15 protein-coding genes are annotated in these 15,540 nt (G+C 54.4%); 7 read left to right on the top strand and 8 right to left on the bottom strand.

The genetic code is table 11. The features are described from left to right. Positions 1–119 precede the first annotated feature (119 nt). From NB647_RS04185 to miaB, 8 genes are all read right to left on the bottom strand, one after another. Positions 120–1,187, bottom strand: coding sequence for a porin (locus tag NB647_RS04185; protein ID WP_269284318.1), 1,068 nt, complete (start codon positions 1,185–1,187; stop codon positions 120–122). Between the two features lie 316 nt (positions 1,188–1,503). Then, positions 1,504–2,286 (bottom strand): FUSC family protein, encoded by a 783-nt coding sequence (locus NB647_RS04190; RefSeq protein WP_269284320.1) that lies wholly within the window; start codon positions 2,284–2,286, stop codon positions 1,504–1,506. 155 nt (positions 2,287–2,441) lie between these two features. After that, positions 2,442–3,047, bottom strand: coding sequence for an FUSC family protein (locus tag NB647_RS04195; RefSeq protein WP_269284322.1), 606 nt, complete (start codon positions 3,045–3,047; stop codon positions 2,442–2,444). Positions 3,048–3,117: 70 nt separating this feature from the next. Further along, on the bottom strand, positions 3,118–3,465 hold the full coding sequence (locus NB647_RS04200; protein WP_269284325.1) for a hypothetical protein: 348 nt from the start codon (positions 3,463–3,465) through the stop codon (positions 3,118–3,120). Positions 3,466–3,649: 184 nt separating this feature from the next. Beyond that, positions 3,650–4,507 (bottom strand): DMT family transporter, encoded by an 858-nt coding sequence (locus NB647_RS04205; RefSeq protein WP_269284327.1) that lies wholly within the window; start codon positions 4,505–4,507, stop codon positions 3,650–3,652. Between the two features lie 32 nt (positions 4,508–4,539). Then, the gene (ybeY, locus tag NB647_RS04210) at positions 4,540–5,055 is read right to left on the bottom strand and encodes an rRNA maturation RNase YbeY (RefSeq protein WP_269265347.1); all 516 of its coding nucleotides are present in this window, start codon (positions 5,053–5,055) and stop codon (positions 4,540–4,542) included. Then, positions 5,052–6,239, bottom strand: coding sequence for a PhoH family protein (locus NB647_RS04215; RefSeq protein ID WP_269265348.1), 1,188 nt, complete (start codon positions 6,237–6,239; stop codon positions 5,052–5,054). Before NB647_RS04215 ends, ybeY begins: the two co-directional genes overlap by 4 nt. A 112-nt stretch (positions 6,240–6,351) precedes the next feature. Further along, positions 6,352–7,698 (bottom strand): tRNA (N6-isopentenyl adenosine(37)-C2)-methylthiotransferase MiaB, encoded by a 1,347-nt coding sequence (gene miaB / locus NB647_RS04220; RefSeq protein ID WP_269265349.1) that lies wholly within the window; start codon positions 7,696–7,698, stop codon positions 6,352–6,354. Between the two features lie 252 nt (positions 7,699–7,950). On the opposite strand from miaB, the gene pstS reads away from it, so the two are divergent. From pstS to phoR, 7 genes are all read left to right on the top strand, one after another. Further along, entirely contained in the window at positions 7,951–8,985 is a 1,035-nt protein-coding gene (gene pstS, locus NB647_RS04225) for a phosphate ABC transporter substrate-binding protein PstS (RefSeq protein ID WP_269284328.1), read from the top strand. Between the two features lie 190 nt (positions 8,986–9,175). Continuing rightward, entirely contained in the window at positions 9,176–10,138 is a 963-nt protein-coding gene (gene pstC, locus NB647_RS04230) for a phosphate ABC transporter permease subunit PstC (RefSeq protein ID WP_416143455.1), read from the top strand. Position 10,139: 1 nt separating this feature from the next. After that, entirely contained in the window at positions 10,140–11,000 is an 861-nt protein-coding gene (pstA, locus tag NB647_RS04235) for a phosphate ABC transporter permease PstA (RefSeq protein WP_269265351.1), read from the top strand. An 87-nt stretch (positions 11,001–11,087) separates the two neighbouring features. Further along, positions 11,088–11,888 (top strand): phosphate ABC transporter ATP-binding protein PstB, encoded by an 801-nt coding sequence (pstB, locus tag NB647_RS04240; RefSeq protein ID WP_269284736.1) that lies wholly within the window; start codon positions 11,088–11,090, stop codon positions 11,886–11,888. A gap of 9 nt (positions 11,889–11,897) precedes the next feature. Then, the gene (gene phoU, locus NB647_RS04245; protein WP_416143580.1) at positions 11,898–12,647 is read left to right on the top strand and encodes a phosphate signaling complex protein PhoU; all 750 of its coding nucleotides are present in this window, start codon (positions 11,898–11,900) and stop codon (positions 12,645–12,647) included. An 81-nt stretch (positions 12,648–12,728) separates the two neighbouring features. Continuing rightward, a complete protein-coding gene (locus tag NB647_RS04250) occupies positions 12,729–13,430 on the top strand; it encodes a response regulator (RefSeq protein WP_269284331.1) in 702 nt (233 codons plus the stop codon). Beyond that, positions 13,427–14,722, top strand: coding sequence for a phosphate regulon sensor histidine kinase PhoR (gene phoR, locus NB647_RS04255; protein WP_269284333.1), 1,296 nt, complete (start codon positions 13,427–13,429; stop codon positions 14,720–14,722). The genes NB647_RS04250 and phoR overlap by 4 nt, the downstream gene beginning before the upstream one ends. Positions 14,723–15,540: the final 818 nt, after the last annotated feature.

Genomic DNA, 15,540 nt, shown 5'->3' on the forward strand with positions numbered 1-15,540 from the left:
GCTCGTTTGCTGTTGTTTTCCTGCATGAAAAAAGCGTGCCATGATATGGCACGCCAGAATGAATGGACAGGCAAGACGTTGCATCGGCCGGTTTGTGAAACCGGCTGTCATGCAATCTGTCAAAACCTGTGAGTCATGCCGAACTGGATGCCGGTGATGTGGTCGTTTGTGGCGATCGTATCCGACTCCTTGTTTTTGCGATAGAAACCGCTGACGGAGTGACTGAGTTCGGTATCTTCAAAGTCGGAGTGGGAAATCATCGCATAAAGTGTCGTGCGCTTGGACAGGTCATATTCGTAACCCAACGAGTATTTCTTGATATCCTTGGTACCGTCCCAGTCGCGTGCATGGTCGATCTCCATGTAGTTGAACGATGCATTGATGCGGCCGGCTCCGATGGCATATTGCAAGCCGAGGATCCAGTTGTCCTGGGTCGATTCTTTCAGCGCTTTTTCGCTACCCAGTTTGTAGCCCTTGTCGTGGGTTTTCTCGTAGCCCAGCGAGACTTTCGCCGGACCGAATTTGTAGAAAGCGCCAAGATTCCAGACGGCGGAGTCATTGGAATCGGCCAGCCGGCTCCAGTTGGCCACAGCGTATAACGGGCCATTGGCGTATTTCAGGCTGATGGCATAACCGTCGTTGTCGGCATCGGCCAATTTCAGCCGGGTTCCAGTTTCATTTCTGGAATCCTTGTCGGTGTTTTCACCCAGTGAATAGGAAGCGCCGAATCTGAAACCGGAGAAATTCGGGGAATCGTAACGGATCGTGTTGCTGATACGGGCCGAACGCAGGGAACCCAGCAGCATGCTGCCGACGCTTTCCTGATTGAACGGGTCGAGTTTACGGAAGGTTTCGGTCGGCAGTTCGTTTACACGGCCGAGACGTACGGCCCCGAACGGTCCGGCGATTCCGACATTGGCTGCCCCATCCCACTCGACGCCTGTGGGGGCTCCGTCATTTAAGGTAAATCGCTTTTCCAGCTGGAAAGTGGCCTTGTATCCGCGGCCGAGGTCTTCACTTCCTTTAAAGCCGATACGGTTCAGGACATTTTGTCCCATAGTGATGTCGGATCCCGTTTCCTTGATGAAGCCGTTATCGACGATACCGTAAATGGTGACATTGGATTGGGCAAATGCCGTTCCGGCAAGGGAAGCAAGCAATGCCAGCGCTAAAAGATTCCGCTTCATTTTTCCTCCAGTGAGTCCGGGAGGATATCGTCTAGGTCAGGATGATATCATCCCGCTTTGTGGTTGCTTGAGTGTGTAAAACGTCACTGCTTTTTGCTGCCTTCCCCGTCACACATGGTAACAGTACATGATGACAGACAGAAAAGATTGTTTGCGATGCAAAGTATATTGTCGTTTTTTGGCGAAAACAGGGGAGGATTTCCGTATGAAATGGTACTGGACCCGCTTGTTTGCAGAGGGAACAAGGGGCATTCATCAGCGGAAAGGCTTTTTCGGGGCGGTTCGTCGGGATCAAGGAAGCATTACAGGAGAAAGTTCAGCCTGAATGGTCCGGTTTTCCGGTTCCGTCTGTGCGGAAGGGAGACTCGGGGAGGCCTGTTTCCTCCTTTTTGATGTCGATGGTTTTGCGGGACAGGATTGACCGGTGAATATAACGGCTGCGCGGATCCCGTGCCGGAGGCGGGGCGGGACTGTGATGGCAGCGGTGGCAGCCGCACGTTGCCCCGGTCGGGTTTTCCGCGTTTTCCTTCAGGCTGTCGTGGGGTTTGAGCGGAATGATGTTGATGAAAAACGAGACGAATACGCCGATCAGGGTATCGATCATGCGATTGATGGCGAAACCCGAGATGCTGACATCGTTGCCGTGAGTGATCGTCACGCTCAGAAAAGCGATGCAGGTGATGTTGGTCAATGCGTTTTTGCGCATGAATTCGATAAAGAATTTGAAAGGTGCGATGGCCAGCGGATGTTTGCTGTCCGACGCGCTGGCAAGGGGAAACCCCGGTTTTTTCTTGACGATTTCCGCCAGATACATCAACGGGATGATACAGGCCGATATCAGCAGATTGGCCCAGACCGGACGGGATTCCAGCGAAATGCCACGGATGAGAAACAGGACGCCCATACCTGTGAAACCGCCGATCAGCGTGCCTACCGTCCGGTTCAGGCCGATGCGGAAAGTGCTCCTGATTTCCGGCTGGACACAAATCACCGCCGCGATCGCCGAATAGAACGGTGCCCCGGTACCGATATTGAAAAACAGATAAATCAGGCAGCAGATGAAAACGGAAACTGCTGCCTTGATGATGACGACTCCCATAATGCCTTGTTTCTGGTGCAGTTTTCATTATATTAGCCAAAAGTTTTTTCAATTCTCTTGACCTGTGTTTTTGTTTTGAAAAATTTCGGCACTGCTTGCGATGACTTCGGAAAAAAACAGGGCGATCGGAAGTTTCCGGCCGGATGAGGCATATGTCAATCGACATGGATGTCTTCTTCGCGGGAATTCAATTTTTCCTGATGGCCGATGGGAATGATGTTGATGAAAAACGAGACGAATACGCCGATCAGGGTGTCGACGATACGGTTGAAGGCGAAGTTCGAGATGCTGGGATCGGTACCGTGTGTGATGGTGACACTCAGGAATGCGACACAGGTGATGTTGGTCAGAGCGCTTTTCCGCATGAAGTCGGCCAGGAGGATCAGGGGGGCGATCGAAAAGAGTTTTCTCAGGTCGTTTTTTTTCTTCAGGACAGCGGAGAGCGGATTTTTCTTGACGGCTTCCGCGATATACATCAGCGGCAGAATACAGAACGATATCAGCAGATATTGCAGCATCGGGAATCGGAAAATGCTGAATTCGCGGATGATGAACAGGACGGCCATACCGGTCAGACCACCGATCAACGTGCCGATTGTCCGGTTCATGCCGACGCGGAACGTGCTTTTGATTTCCGGTTGCAGACAAATGATCGTGGCGATACCGGAATAGAACGGAATCCCGGTTCCGATATCGAAGAATTCGTAAATCAGGCAACAGATGAAGACTGAGAGTGCTGCCTTGACAATCAGTTTTCCCATAAACCGAAAATTTCCGACTGTTGTTTTCAATCTACCGGGGTGCAAGTTTAGCAGGTAACGGGAATGAAATTCAGAGAAGAATCAGTTCGGATTTCTCGAAGTGTCGCATGCCGTTTTTGCCGGCGGTATGCCGGCAGGCCCGTGGCGTACCGGTACCGAATGTTCCCCCGATTGTTTTCCGTGCGTGAATGGAGTAGCGATGAATGGATATACCCTGTCGGGCATGGATAAAAACCGCAGGATGGCCGGTTTGCATACTGATATGCAAGACGGTTATTGTTTCGCATGCCTCTGGTACGCGATGGATAGAGGATGGGGGCGGAACATGTTCCGTTTTTTGGGGTGGTTTTTCCGGATTTCTGTCATGCCGGTCGGGTATATGGTTCAAGTCGCTGTAAAGGGAATGGGCTTTCGGCATGCCGGACAAGCGGTTTCCGGAACCGGGGACAGGATTGCGGCAGGCAAGGGAACCGGCGGATGAACGATTGTCGTGATGGCGAGAATATCCGGGATGACCGGACGGTTCGGACAGGATTGTCGAAAGCCGGAAAATGTCGTCCGGCAGGGGTGTATGACGGACGGGAATCCGGACAGGATACCGGTCAGCGTGCCGTTTTTCTGGAAAGTTCGGTGAAAATGACGGCGGCAAAGATCAGGATCGCTCCCGTGTAACCTTTGAATCCCAGGATTTCATGGAGGAACAGCCAGGAAAGCAGGGCGGAGAATACCGGTTCCAGCGAGAAGATCAGGCCGATTTTCTCCGGTGTGGTATAGCGCTGGGCGATGGGCTGGACAACGAAGCCGTATGCACTGCAAATCAGTCCCAGACCGAGGATGGCGCCCCATTGCGTGGGGGTGGCGGGCAGGGAAGGCGTTTCTGAAAGGAACATGAATACCGCCCCTGTCAAGGAAGCGACGCCAAGCTGGATGATGCTGATCAGTAATGTGTCGTTTCCCTTGGCCAGTCTGGCGAAAACGATGATATAGACGGCATAGAAAAATGCGCCTGTCAGGCAGTACGCCGCACCGGTGTCGAAAACGATTCCGTCTTTCGCTGTCAGCAGAAACAGGCCGGCAACCGACAGGAGAATGCTGATGACAATCGTTTTCGACGGCAGGGTTCTTTTGAGCAGGCACTCCAGAACGGGCACCATGACAACCGTTGTGCTGGTCAGAAAACCGGCTGTTGAGGCCGTGGTGTGATTGACGCCATTGACCATACCGTAAAAGATCAGGAAAAGGATGATTCCCGTGAATACTCCTTTCGCCAGTGTGGCGGCGGACAACTGGCGGTACCGGGGCAGAAAGATCAGCGACATGGCGAAAAACGCGATGCCGAATCGCAGGGCGATCAGATTGTACGGGCCGATGCCGTCCAGCCCGATTTTCATCAGAAGATAGGACGAGCCCCAGGCCAGGGAAACACTGGCCATCAACAGTTCGGCTCGTCGGCTGTTCATATACCGTTGTTCTGTCGACAAAGACGAAAGTCTCAGCGGTACGGGTCGGGATATCCCAGTTTTGCCAGTATCCGGGTTTCCAGCGTTTCCATTTCCTCGGCTTCGGTATCGTCGAGATGGTCGTATCCCTGGGCGTGCAGGGTGCCGTGAACGACAAGGTGGGCGGCGTGTTCTTCCAGTGTCTTGGACTGTTCTTCCGCTTCCCGGATCAGTACATCGGTGCACAGGACGATATCGGCCCGTGCCGTTTCCGTACCGTTTTCCGCTTCAGCCGGCATTTGGGCGGAGGGGGCCGGTTCGGCATCGGAGAGATCGAATTCGTCCATGTCGTCATAGGGAAAGGTCAACACGTTGGTTGCGTAATCCTTGCCACGATAATCCCGGTTCAGAGCCAGGCCTTCTTCGGCATCGACGAAGCGCAACGTGATTTCAGCAGGCATTTGCAGGGCAGCGCCGATCCAGCGGCGCAGTTTCTGGCGTGTCAGGATTTCTTTTAGTCTGGGGTCGGGATACTGGACGGACAGGGAAAGGCGGTGACGGGTACTCATTTCGATTCTGTTTTGCTCGTGTTTTTCTTTTTGCCGGAAACGGTTTCCGTTTCCTTGCCTTTTGTTTTCGCCGCTGTTTTCGCTCCGGTTTCTTTTGCGGTTTTTGCCGTGGCGGTTTGCTTGCCGGCTTCTTCGGCACGGGTCGCTTCGATGATGGCTTCTTCTGCTTCTTTCATCCGGTCGGCATGTTTGCGCTTGTCGGCAATTTCATAGGCGTCGACGATACGCGCGACAAGAGGATGCCGGACGACGTCGGCGCTGGAAAATTGCGAAAAGGCGATGCCACGCACATCTTTCAGAACGTTCAGGGCATCGATCAGACCGCTTTTCTGGTTGCGCTGGAGATCGATCTGGGTGACGTCGCCGGTGACGACGGCCCGGCTGCCGAATCCGATACGGGTGAGAAACATTTTCATCTGTTCCGGCGTCGTGTTCTGGGCCTCGTCCAGAATGATGAAGGCGTGGTTCAGCGTTCGGCCGCGCATGTAGGCCAGCGGGGCGATTTCGATGGTCTGTTTCTCGAAACATTTCTGGGTGCGTTCGAAACCGAGCAAATCGTAGAGCGCATCGTACAGCGGGCGAAGATACGGATCGACTTTCTGGGTCAAATCGCCGGGCAGAAAGCCGAGGCGTTCGCCGGCCTCGACGGCCGGACGGGTCAGGATAATGCGCTGTACGGCATCGCGTTCCATGGCATCGACCGCACAGGCCACGGCAAGATAGGTCTTGCCGGTACCGGCCGGTCCGATACCGAAGGTGATGTCGTGTTCCAGTATGGCTTTCAGGTAATCGACCTGCCGGGGAGTGCGCCCGCGCAGATCGGAACGTCGCGTTTTCAAGACCGGGTTGGTCATTTCGGCTTCGACCAGTGCGGCAGCCGGCATGCCGGCGGCGAGATTGTCGTTGATGGCGCGCTGTTCGACCAGTGCCAGCTGGATGTCATTGACCATGACGGGTTTATCGGCCACGGCATAAAAATCCTCGATGATCTGGAGACCGGCTGCCGCGTTTTTGCCGCTGATGATGAAATTGCCGCCGCGGCGGGCGATTTCGATATCCAGCGCCGCCTGAATCTGGCGCAGGTTTTCATCCAGCGGGCCACACAGATTGGCCAGCCTGTCGTTGTCGACGGGTTCCGGTGTGTAATACAGGATATTCGGATTGTCCTTGTTTTTGCTTTTCACAATCGCTCCGTTCGGTTGATCTGGGGAGAATGTTTCCATTTTAGGCTCATGACGGCATTCTGTTTTGTTTTTTCACGATGGCCGGTCCGTTTTTCGCACGGATACGGCCGGATCATGCAGGAGTTTCGTCGGCGAATTCGCCACGCAGCGAGAAATTGGCCGCTTCGGTGATGCGCACGTTTCTCATCTGGCCGATCAGTGTTCGCGGATCGCCTTCCACCGGAATGTGGACAACCCGGTTGTTGTCGGTCTTGCCCTGTACCTGCGAATCGTTTTTGTGCGAAACGGCTTCGATCAGCACTTTCTGGACACTGCCGACCATCATCCGGTTGTAGTGGCGGGTATTTCCGTCGATTTTTTCCTGAAGCCGTTGCAGGCGGTTCTTGCGCACGTCAAGCGGGATATCCATCGGCAGGGCGGCGGCCGGAGTGCCGGGGCGCGGACTGTAAAGGAAACTGAAGCTGTTGTCGAATCCGATATCGTCGATCAGTTTCATCATGGCATCGAAATCGGCGTCCGTTTCGCCCGGAAAGCCGACGATGAAGTCACTGGAAACCAGAAGGTCGGGCCGGATGGCTTTCAGCCGCCGGATGATGGACTTGTATTCGAGTGCCGTGTATCCGCGTTTCATGGCTGCCAGTATCCGGTCGGAGCCGTGCTGGGCCGGCAGGTAAAGATGGCTGACCAGTTGCGGGACGTTCTCGTAAACGTCGATCAGGCGCTGCGTGAATTCTCTTGGATGGCTGGTGACGAAGCGGATGCGTTCGATACCCGGTATTTCGGCCATGTATTCGATCAGCATGGCGAAATCGGCGATTGTGCCGTCTTCCATTTCGCCGCGATAGGCGTTGACGTTCTGGCCCAGCAGCGTGATTTCTTTTACGCCCTGTTGGGCCAGTCCGGCTATCTCGATGAGGACGTCCTCGAAACGGCGCGATACTTCGGCGCCCCGGGTATAGGGAACGATGCAGTAGCTGCAATACTTGCTGCATCCTTCCATGATCGATACGTAGGCAACAGGCGCTTCCACGCGGGCCGGGGGGAGATAGTCGAATTTCTCGATTTCGGGAAAACTGATGTCGATTTGCGCCTCGCCCGTTTTCTCGAAGGCGTGGAGCATTTTCGGCAGGCGGTGCAGCGTCTGGGGGCCGAAAACGAGATTGACGTACGGGGCGCGTTTGATGAGCGCTTCCCCTTCCTGGGATGCGACACAACCGGAAACGCCGATGATCAGATTGGATTTGTTTTTTCCGAGTTTCCTGAAGCGGCCGAGATCGGAAAAGACTTTTTCCTGTGCCTTTTCCCGTACGGAACAGGTGTTTAAGAGAATCAGGTCGGCTTCTTCGGGATTGTCGGTGCGGATGTAATTTTCCTCGGCTTCCAGCAGATCGGCCATTTTACCCGAGTCGTACTCGTTCATCTGGCAGCCGAAGGTTTTAATGAATACTTTCTTTTGCATGGTGTTACGGTTTGTCCGTGGAAACGGAATAGCATATTCAATGCGGCAGTTTAACCGATTTGTCCGGTGCCCCCAAATCCGGAATGCCTTCCCGGCCACGCTTTGTGCCAAAACGGTTGTATTTCAACGACTTGGTATCGTGGAAACGGTTTGTTACAGCAAGTTCCGTTTTTTGTCATATTTGTCACAGAGCTGTCATATTGGCTGTTTACATTGTGCCTATCCAATTTTTTCAAACAAGCGAGGATCTGTATGAAAGTCTCTTTTCTGGGCAAGTTATCGATGGTCGCGGCATCCGCTCTGGTCTGTGCCAGTGTGTCCGCAGCCGATATCACGGGGGCCGGTGCGACCTTCCCTTATCCGATTTACGCAAAATGGGCTGAAGCCTACAAGGCGAAAACCGGTATCAGCCTGAATTATCAGGCGATCGGTTCCGGTGGCGGTATCAAGCAGATCAAGGCGAAGACTGTCGATTTCGGCGCTTCCGACGAGCCCTTGAAGGCGGAAGATCTGAAGGCATCCGGCCTCGTCCAGTTCCCGGCCATTTTGGGAGGTGTCGTGCCGGTGGTCAATCTGGAAGGCATCAAGGCTGGCCAGCTGAAAATGTCCGGCGATGTGCTGGCCGATATCTATCTGGGCAAAATCACGAAATGGAACGATTCGAAAATCACGGCCATGAACCCGGGCATCAGTTTGCCGGCTTCGTCCATTACGGTCGTACATCGTGCCGACGGTTCGGGAACGTCGTTTTTGTGGACCGACTATCTGTCCAAGGTCAGCCCCGAATTCAAACAGAAAGTCGGTGCCGGCAAGGCTGTCAAATGGCCGACCGGTGTCGGCGGCAAGGGTAATGAGGGCGTGGCCGCCAACGTCCAGCGTATCAAGGGCGCCATCGGTTATGTCGAATACGCTTACGCCAAGAAAAACAATATCGCCTATACCCAGCTGAAAGCGAAAAACGGCAAATTCGTTGTGCCTGACGACACTTCTTTCAAACAGGCCGCCGCCGGTGCGCCCTGGAATACGACGCCGGGTTTCGGGGTCATACTGACCAATCAGTCCGGCTGGCCGATTACCGGGGTTTCTTTCATCCTGATGCAGAAAGTCCAGGCCGATCCGGCCAAGGGTGCCGAAGTGCTGAAATTCTTCGACTGGTCTTTCAGAAATGGCGGCCAGATGGCGTCGGACCTGGATTATGTCGCCTTGCCGTCAGCCGTTGTCAGGATGGTCGAAAAATCCTGGAAGACCGAGCTGAAAGGTGAAAACGGTCAGGCTGTATGGAAATAAACGAGACAAATGAAGTTTGACGGGGATATCCGGATAGTGTGAAAGATGTTCCGCCAGCCGCTTGCGGAGGAATTCGCAGGCGGCTTTCAAACTGGAAATAGATATGAAAAGGCAAAATCCGATGAGTGTGCCGGTTTCGACGATGGAAAAAAGCGTTTGTGCATCCGGAGTGGATGCGAAAGAAAACACGATGGGTTCGGTTTCGGAACGGATGAGGGCGATCGGTCGTCGCCAGCAGAGGCAGGACGGGGTTTTTCATGGACTGACGTTTTTGTTCGCCCTGACGGTTCTGATGGTTTTGGCGGGAATTATCGTGTCGCTGATCATCAGCGCCATTCCCGTGTTCCGGGAATTCGGCTGGCGTTTCATCACGATGGTGGAATGGGATCCGGTCAATGAGGTGTACGGAGCGGCGATTGCCATTTTCGGGACGCTGGTTACCTCGCTGATCGCGCTTTTGATCGCGGTACCTTTAAGTTTCGGGATCGCGCTGTTTTTGACGGAGTTGTGTCCCGTCTGGTTGCGCCGTTCGATGGGGACGGCCATTGAATTGCTGGCCGGTGTGCCCAGCATCATTTTCGGTATGTGGGGCCTGTTTGTACTGGCACCCATTTTCGCGGATTATGTCCAGCCGTTTCTGGAATCGACACTGGGAGTCGTTCCGGGACTTTCCTTGCTTTTCACCGGCCCGATGATGGGAATCGGTGTCCTGACAGCAGGTGTGATTCTGGCGATCATGATTATTCCGTTCATTTCCTCGGTCATGCGGGACGTGTTCGAAACGGTACCGCCGGTTCTGAAAGAATCGGCCTATGCACTGGGTTGCACCCGCTGGGAAGTAATGAAAAACATCGTGCTGCATTACACCCGCAACGGGGTGGTCGGCGGCATCATGCTGGGACTGGGACGTGCACTGGGCGAGACGATGGCCGTGACGTTTGTGATCGGCAATGCCAATCACGTTTCCGCCTCGCTTTTCGCGCCGGGCAACAGTATCGCTTCGACACTGGCGAACGAATTTGCCGAGGCGAGTTCGGAATTGCATGTTTCCGCCCTGTTCGCGCTGGGACTGATCCTGTTTGTGATCACGTTTATCGTGCTGGCTGCATCCAAACTGATGCTGATGCGTATGGCGAAAAAGGAGGGTCTGTAAGATGAGACGCAAGACAACGGCGACGATTGTCGCACGGCGCAATCTGCGTCACCGGCTGGGTATGTTCCTGTCGGTATTTGCCATGATGTTCGGGATTTTCTTTCTGTTGTGGATTTTGTATACCCTGACGGTCAACGGAATCGGGGCGCTGAACTGGGCCATTTTCACGGAAACGACACCGGCACCGGGTAATGACGGAGGGGGGCTGATGAATGCACTGGTCGGGACGGTTCTGATGGTGCTGGTCACGACGGCGATCACGACGCCTGTCGGCATTATGGCGGGCATGTATCTGGCCGAGTACGGGGAAACGAGCTGGTTCGGCAGGATTACCCGTTTTACGGTCGATATCATGCTCTCGGCGCCGTCGATTGTGATCGGCCTGTTCATTTATGCGGTGTATGTCGCCAATGCCGGTCATTTTTCCGGCTGGGCCGGCAGTTTCGCCTTATCGCTGATCGCGTTGCCCGTGATTGTCAGGACGACGGACAATTTCCTGAATCTGGTGCCGGAAAGTCTGCGCGAGGCGGCATTCGCTTTGGGAGCGCCGCGCTGGCGTGTCGCGACGATGGTGCGTCTGAAAGCGGTCAAGGCCGGTGTGCTGACAGGTGTTCTGCTGGCGGTGGCCCGTATTTCGGGCGAAACGGCGCCTTTGCTGTTTACCGCGTTGAACAACCAGTTTTTCTCGGCCAACATGAATGCGCCGATGGCGAATCTGCCGGTCGTGATTTACCAGTTCGCGATGAGTCCGTATGACAACTGGCGCGAACTCGCCTGGGGTGGCGCCTTCATCATCACGCTGGGGGTACTGGGGCTGAATATTCTTTCGCGTGTCGTATTCGCCCGCAAGGCGGCGAACTGAGGGAACAAGGAGAAAAAGATGAAATGCGATATGGCAATGAACGGTCAGGGAACGGATAAAGACAATGGCGGTATGGCGATGTCTCTGATGGCAGGAATCGGGGAAAAACAGGATTTGGAGGCCGGGCAAGAGGCAAAAAAGAGTCTCGATATCCGGAACCTGAATTTTTATTACGGCGATTTCCAGGGGCTGAAAAACGTGAATCTGCCGATTCATGAAAAGAAAGTGACGGCATTCATCGGTCCGTCGGGTTGCGGCAAATCGACGCTGCTGCGGACGATGAACCGGATGTATGACCTGTATCCGAAACAGCGTGCAGAGGGACAGATTCTGTTCAACGGAAAGAACATTCTCGATCCCGATGTGGATGTGAACACGTTGCGTGCCAGAATCGGCATGGTTTTCCAGAAACCGACTCCGTTTCCGATGACGATTTACGAAAACATCGCGTTCGGTGTGCGGCTGTATGAAGACCTTTCCAAAGGCGAGATGGATGAGCGGGTCGAATGGGCGCTCAAGAAAGCGGCGCTCTGGAATGAAGTGAAAGACAAGCTGGACAAGAGCGGCCAGAGTCTCTCCGGCGGGCAGCAACAGCGTCTTTGTATCGCACGTTGCGTGGCGGTCAAACCGGAAGTGCTGTTGCTGGATGAGCCGACTTCGGCGCTTGACCCGATTTCGACGGCGAAGGTGGAAGAACTGATTTCCGAACTGAAAGACGATTACACGATCGCCATCGTGACCCACAACATGCAGCAGGGAGCGCGCTGTTCGGATTATACGGCTTACATGTACCTCGGCCAGCTGGTGGAATTCGGCAAAACGGAGCAGATTTTCATGCAGCCGGAGAAGAAGGAAACACAGGACTATATTACGGGACGTTTCGGTTGAGACAGGATGATGGAACAGATGAAAACGAACGGGATGAATGAAGAAAATCCGGTTTTTTCCGGATTGCATTCGTCGAAACAGTACGATCAGGATCTGGAATGGATCCGTTCGAAGGTGCTTTTGATGGGCGGTCTGGTCGAAAACCAGTTCAGGGATGCCATTGTCGCCCTTGAAAAGGGAGATGTCGCCCTGGCGAAAAAAGTGGTGGCCGGTGATGCCCAGGTGAACCGGCAGGAAGTCGAACTGGATCATGCCTGCGCCCAGCTGATCGTCCGGCGACAGCCGGCCGCCAACGATCTGCGCAATGTCATGGCAACAGTCAAGGTGATTTCCGATCTGGAAAGAATGGGCGACGAGGCGACGAAAATCGCCCGGTCTGTCGGGTATATCGTTTCCCGCGATCTGCTGACTCCCGATCATTACCATGCCGTCATCAACATGTCCCATACGGCCAAACACATGATGCATGAAGCGCTTGACGCCTATGCCCGGATGGATACGGCCAAGGCGGCGGCCTTGATGGCGACAGACGATGTCGTGGATACGGAATTCCACGATATCATGTGCGAGCTGATCCGGTACATGCGGAGCGAACCGGAGTCGGTCGAGGCGGGAGTCAACCTGTTGCGAACGGCCAAGGCGATCGAAAGAATCGGCGACCATGCCACCAATATCGCCGAGTTCATCATCTATGTGGTGGATGGAAAAGATGTCCGTCATACCGATTACCGATTGCCCGCGGACAGCACGTTGCGTTAAGCTAGCCGTGTCTGGCGGATTCCGTCATCTGGCAGGGCGGAACGTTTGACTGACTGAAAACTTTGAGAGGGTGCATTTTCTATGGCAAGCGAGAATATTTCGATTCTGGTTGTGGAAGACGAACCCGCTATTGCGGAACTGGTTTCCTTTTCCGTGAAAACCGCCGGCTGGACGCCGGTGACGGTTTACACGGGAACCGAAGCCTGGACGGCCTTGCAGCGTTTTCGTCCGGATATGGTGCTTCTCGACTGGATGTTGCCGGATCTCTCCGGTATGCGTCTTTTGATGAAGATCCGTGAACACAAGGACATGAAAACGCTTCCCGTAATCATGCTGACGGCGAAAACGCTTGAGGAGGACAAGGTCGCCGGCCTTGACCAGGGGGCGGACGACTATATCACCAAGCCGTTTTCTCCGAAAGAACTGGTCGCGAGGATCAACGCCCTTTTGCGTCGGAAGGCACCCGAACGGGCCAAAAGCCTGTTGCGTGCCGGTGCGGTGACGCTTGATCCGGAAAGCTGCCGGGTCAGGATCGGCGATAACGACGTTGAGATAGGCAATTCCGAATTCCGGCTTTTGAAGTTTCTGATGGCAAACCCGGACAGGGTCTTTTCTCGGGGCCAGCTCCTGGACAAGGTGTGGAGCAACCAGCTGGATATCGAGGAAAGAACGGTTGACGTGCATGTCCTGCGTCTGAGAAAGGCGTTGAAAGGCCAGGAAGGATTGGTCAGGACGGTGCGCGGGATGGGCTATATGCTCTCGGAAAAGGACAAAAGTGAATGAATCCCCATGTCTTGTTCTGGATTCCGGCTGCCTTGAGGCTGGCCGGAATCTGGATCGGTTCTGCGGTATTGTGGTATTTTTTCGGGCCGGTTATCGGCCTTCTTGCCGGTCTGGCGCTGACGACAGCCATGACCATCGTGCAGCTTTATTACCTGTCGGCGCTGGATATCTGGCTGGACTCGCCCAGAAGCGACCGTCTGCCTGACGGCTGGGGAGCGTGGCATGCCGTCTATTCCCATCTGTACCGTTTGAACCATGACGAGGAGAAAAGCAAGAAGGAACTGACGGAATGGCTGACACGGTTCAGGGAAGCGATGAACTTTCTTCCGGACGGTGTGGCCATTATGGACAACGTCCTGTTTCTGGACTGGTGCAATCCGATGGCCGAAAAGCATCTCGGTCTCGATCTCGGGCGCGACAGGGACATGCGGATCACCAATCTGGTGAGAGATCCGGCTTTCATCGACTATGTCATTTTGGGCAAGTACGATGAACCGCTGGAAATGAAATTCAACGACCGGTATCTGGTTTTGCAGATCATCCCGTTCGGCAACCGGCGGCAGATTCTGGTCACGCACGACAAGACCGATTCCATCCGGACGGAAAAAATCCGCCGCGACTTCATCGCCAATGCCTCGCATGAGCTCCGGACGCCCCTGACCGTCATTAACGGTTTTCTGGAGCTGGCCATTGCCCAGCCCGATCTGGACCGTGAAACGCGGCTTTCGCACCTGAACATGATGAGAGAACAGGGCGAGCGGATGCAGTCGCTGGTGGAAGACATGCTGACCCTGACCAATCTGGAATCGAACGATTACCCCATCAGGCGCGAACCGTTCGATGCGCCGCTGTTGGTCAAAAACATTTATCAGGCCGCCCAGGCGCTTTCCGGCGGCCGCCATGTGTTCGAACTGGAAATGGACGGGCCCGAGACACTTTATGGCAGCATGGATGAAATCAGGACGGCATTCACGAATCTGGTGACCAATGCCGTCCGCTATACGCCGGACGGGGGCAGTATCACACTCAAATGGACATTGACAGAAGAAGGACCGCGCTTTTCCGTCAGGGATACCGGTATCGGGATCGAGGCCAAGCACATTCCACGGCTGACGCAACGGTTTTATCAGGTGGACAAGAGCCGCAGCCGGCAGGTCAATGGAACCGGTCTGGGGCTTTCCATTGTCCGGCATGTCCTGTTGCGTCATGAGGCACGGCTGGATATCGAATCCGAACCGGGCAAGGGCAGTGAATTCTCCGCCCAGTTTTCCCGCCGGATACTGGTGCCGTAAGCGTTTCATCTGCAGTACAGGAAGCGGGTGTTGCACCCGCTTTTTACAATGGATTTTCCACTGGCGTTTTTTGTTTCTGCCGTCTGGCGATGCTGGCGGACGGTCACGGAAAAAAGGTGGTTGGAGATAGCGGGCTTTTATTGATGGTTGCAGGAAACCGGGTCGCACAGGCTGTTTCGATAGATCACGCAATGGAAAAAGGTTTTTTGCGATTTCAGTCCCGTTTTCCGTGCAAACGGTATCCATCTATGACGTTGTTTGCAGTTGGCCCGTTTTTTTGACAGGATGAATGCCCTGTCCGGAGAAAAAACCGTCAGGGCAGGCTGTCGGAACCGGTTTATGCCTTTTTTGAACCGTTTTGCCGGCGATCTGCCGGTTTCGTGGTGTGGCAGATGCAGACCGGCCGTCCCGTGGTGGTTTTCCGGAAGCGGACACATGAGGGGTGGAACGACCAACGGAAGAACGGCACTTCCCTTTTTTTATGCGTAAAAGTTGAATCAATAAAACATGTCTTTCAGAAATTTTCTTGGAATCCGTACATGAACAGGGCCGTTTTCTGCGTTGTGTCGTGGCGCGGCATTCCGGTTTTTCATATGACGGAACCTGTTTTGCCGGAACGCTGGAGATATCCCGGCCGGTTGTTTCTTCTGGCCAAGCCTTGACGGGAAAGGCGGAAAACCGTGTGTTGCTGCAGAACCGCCGATGTATAAAGTGACGGCGGAAAACGGGGAAATGAAACGGAAATCGGCCGGCAGGCGATTGTTCCGGCGTTCGCGGATTCGCTAAAGCAACGGTACCGTGCATCGGCTTGCGGTCGC

It is taken from the genome of Oxalobacter aliiformigenes, assembly GCF_027116575.1.
Taxonomy (GTDB): domain Bacteria; phylum Pseudomonadota; class Gammaproteobacteria; order Burkholderiales; family Burkholderiaceae_D; genus Oxalobacter; species Oxalobacter aliiformigenes.

Excerpts from the sequence above, each read along its gene's own strand:
- pstA (WP_269265351.1), top strand. The coding sequence starts at position 10,140 with ATGAGACGCAAGACAACGGCGACGATTGTCGCACGGCGCAATCTGCGT.
- pstC (WP_416143455.1), top strand. The coding sequence starts at position 9,176 with ATGGGTTCGGTTTCGGAACGGATGAGGGCGATCGGTCGTCGCCAGCAG.
- NB647_RS04200 (WP_269284325.1), bottom strand. The coding sequence starts at position 3,465 with ATGCCGAAAGCCCATTCCCTTTACAGCGACTTGAACCATATACCCGAC.
- ybeY (WP_269265347.1), bottom strand. The coding sequence starts at position 5,055 with ATGAGTACCCGTCACCGCCTTTCCCTGTCCGTCCAGTATCCCGACCCC.
- NB647_RS04250 (WP_269284331.1), top strand. The coding sequence starts at position 12,729 with ATGGCAAGCGAGAATATTTCGATTCTGGTTGTGGAAGACGAACCCGCT.
- NB647_RS04195 (WP_269284322.1), bottom strand. The coding sequence starts at position 3,047 with ATGGGAAAACTGATTGTCAAGGCAGCACTCTCAGTCTTCATCTGTTGC.
- miaB (WP_269265349.1), bottom strand. The coding sequence starts at position 7,698 with ATGCAAAAGAAAGTATTCATTAAAACCTTCGGCTGCCAGATGAACGAG.
- NB647_RS04205 (WP_269284327.1), bottom strand. The coding sequence starts at position 4,507 with ATGAACAGCCGACGAGCCGAACTGTTGATGGCCAGTGTTTCCCTGGCC.
- phoU (WP_416143580.1), top strand. The coding sequence starts at position 11,898 with ATGGAACAGATGAAAACGAACGGGATGAATGAAGAAAATCCGGTTTTT.
- pstB (WP_269284736.1), top strand. The coding sequence starts at position 11,088 with ATGGCAGGAATCGGGGAAAAACAGGATTTGGAGGCCGGGCAAGAGGCA.
- phoR (WP_269284333.1), top strand. The coding sequence starts at position 13,427 with ATGAATCCCCATGTCTTGTTCTGGATTCCGGCTGCCTTGAGGCTGGCC.
- pstS (WP_269284328.1), top strand. The coding sequence starts at position 7,951 with ATGAAAGTCTCTTTTCTGGGCAAGTTATCGATGGTCGCGGCATCCGCT.
- NB647_RS04190 (WP_269284320.1), bottom strand. The coding sequence starts at position 2,286 with ATGGGAGTCGTCATCATCAAGGCAGCAGTTTCCGTTTTCATCTGCTGC.
- NB647_RS04185 (WP_269284318.1), bottom strand. The coding sequence starts at position 1,187 with ATGAAGCGGAATCTTTTAGCGCTGGCATTGCTTGCTTCCCTTGCCGGA.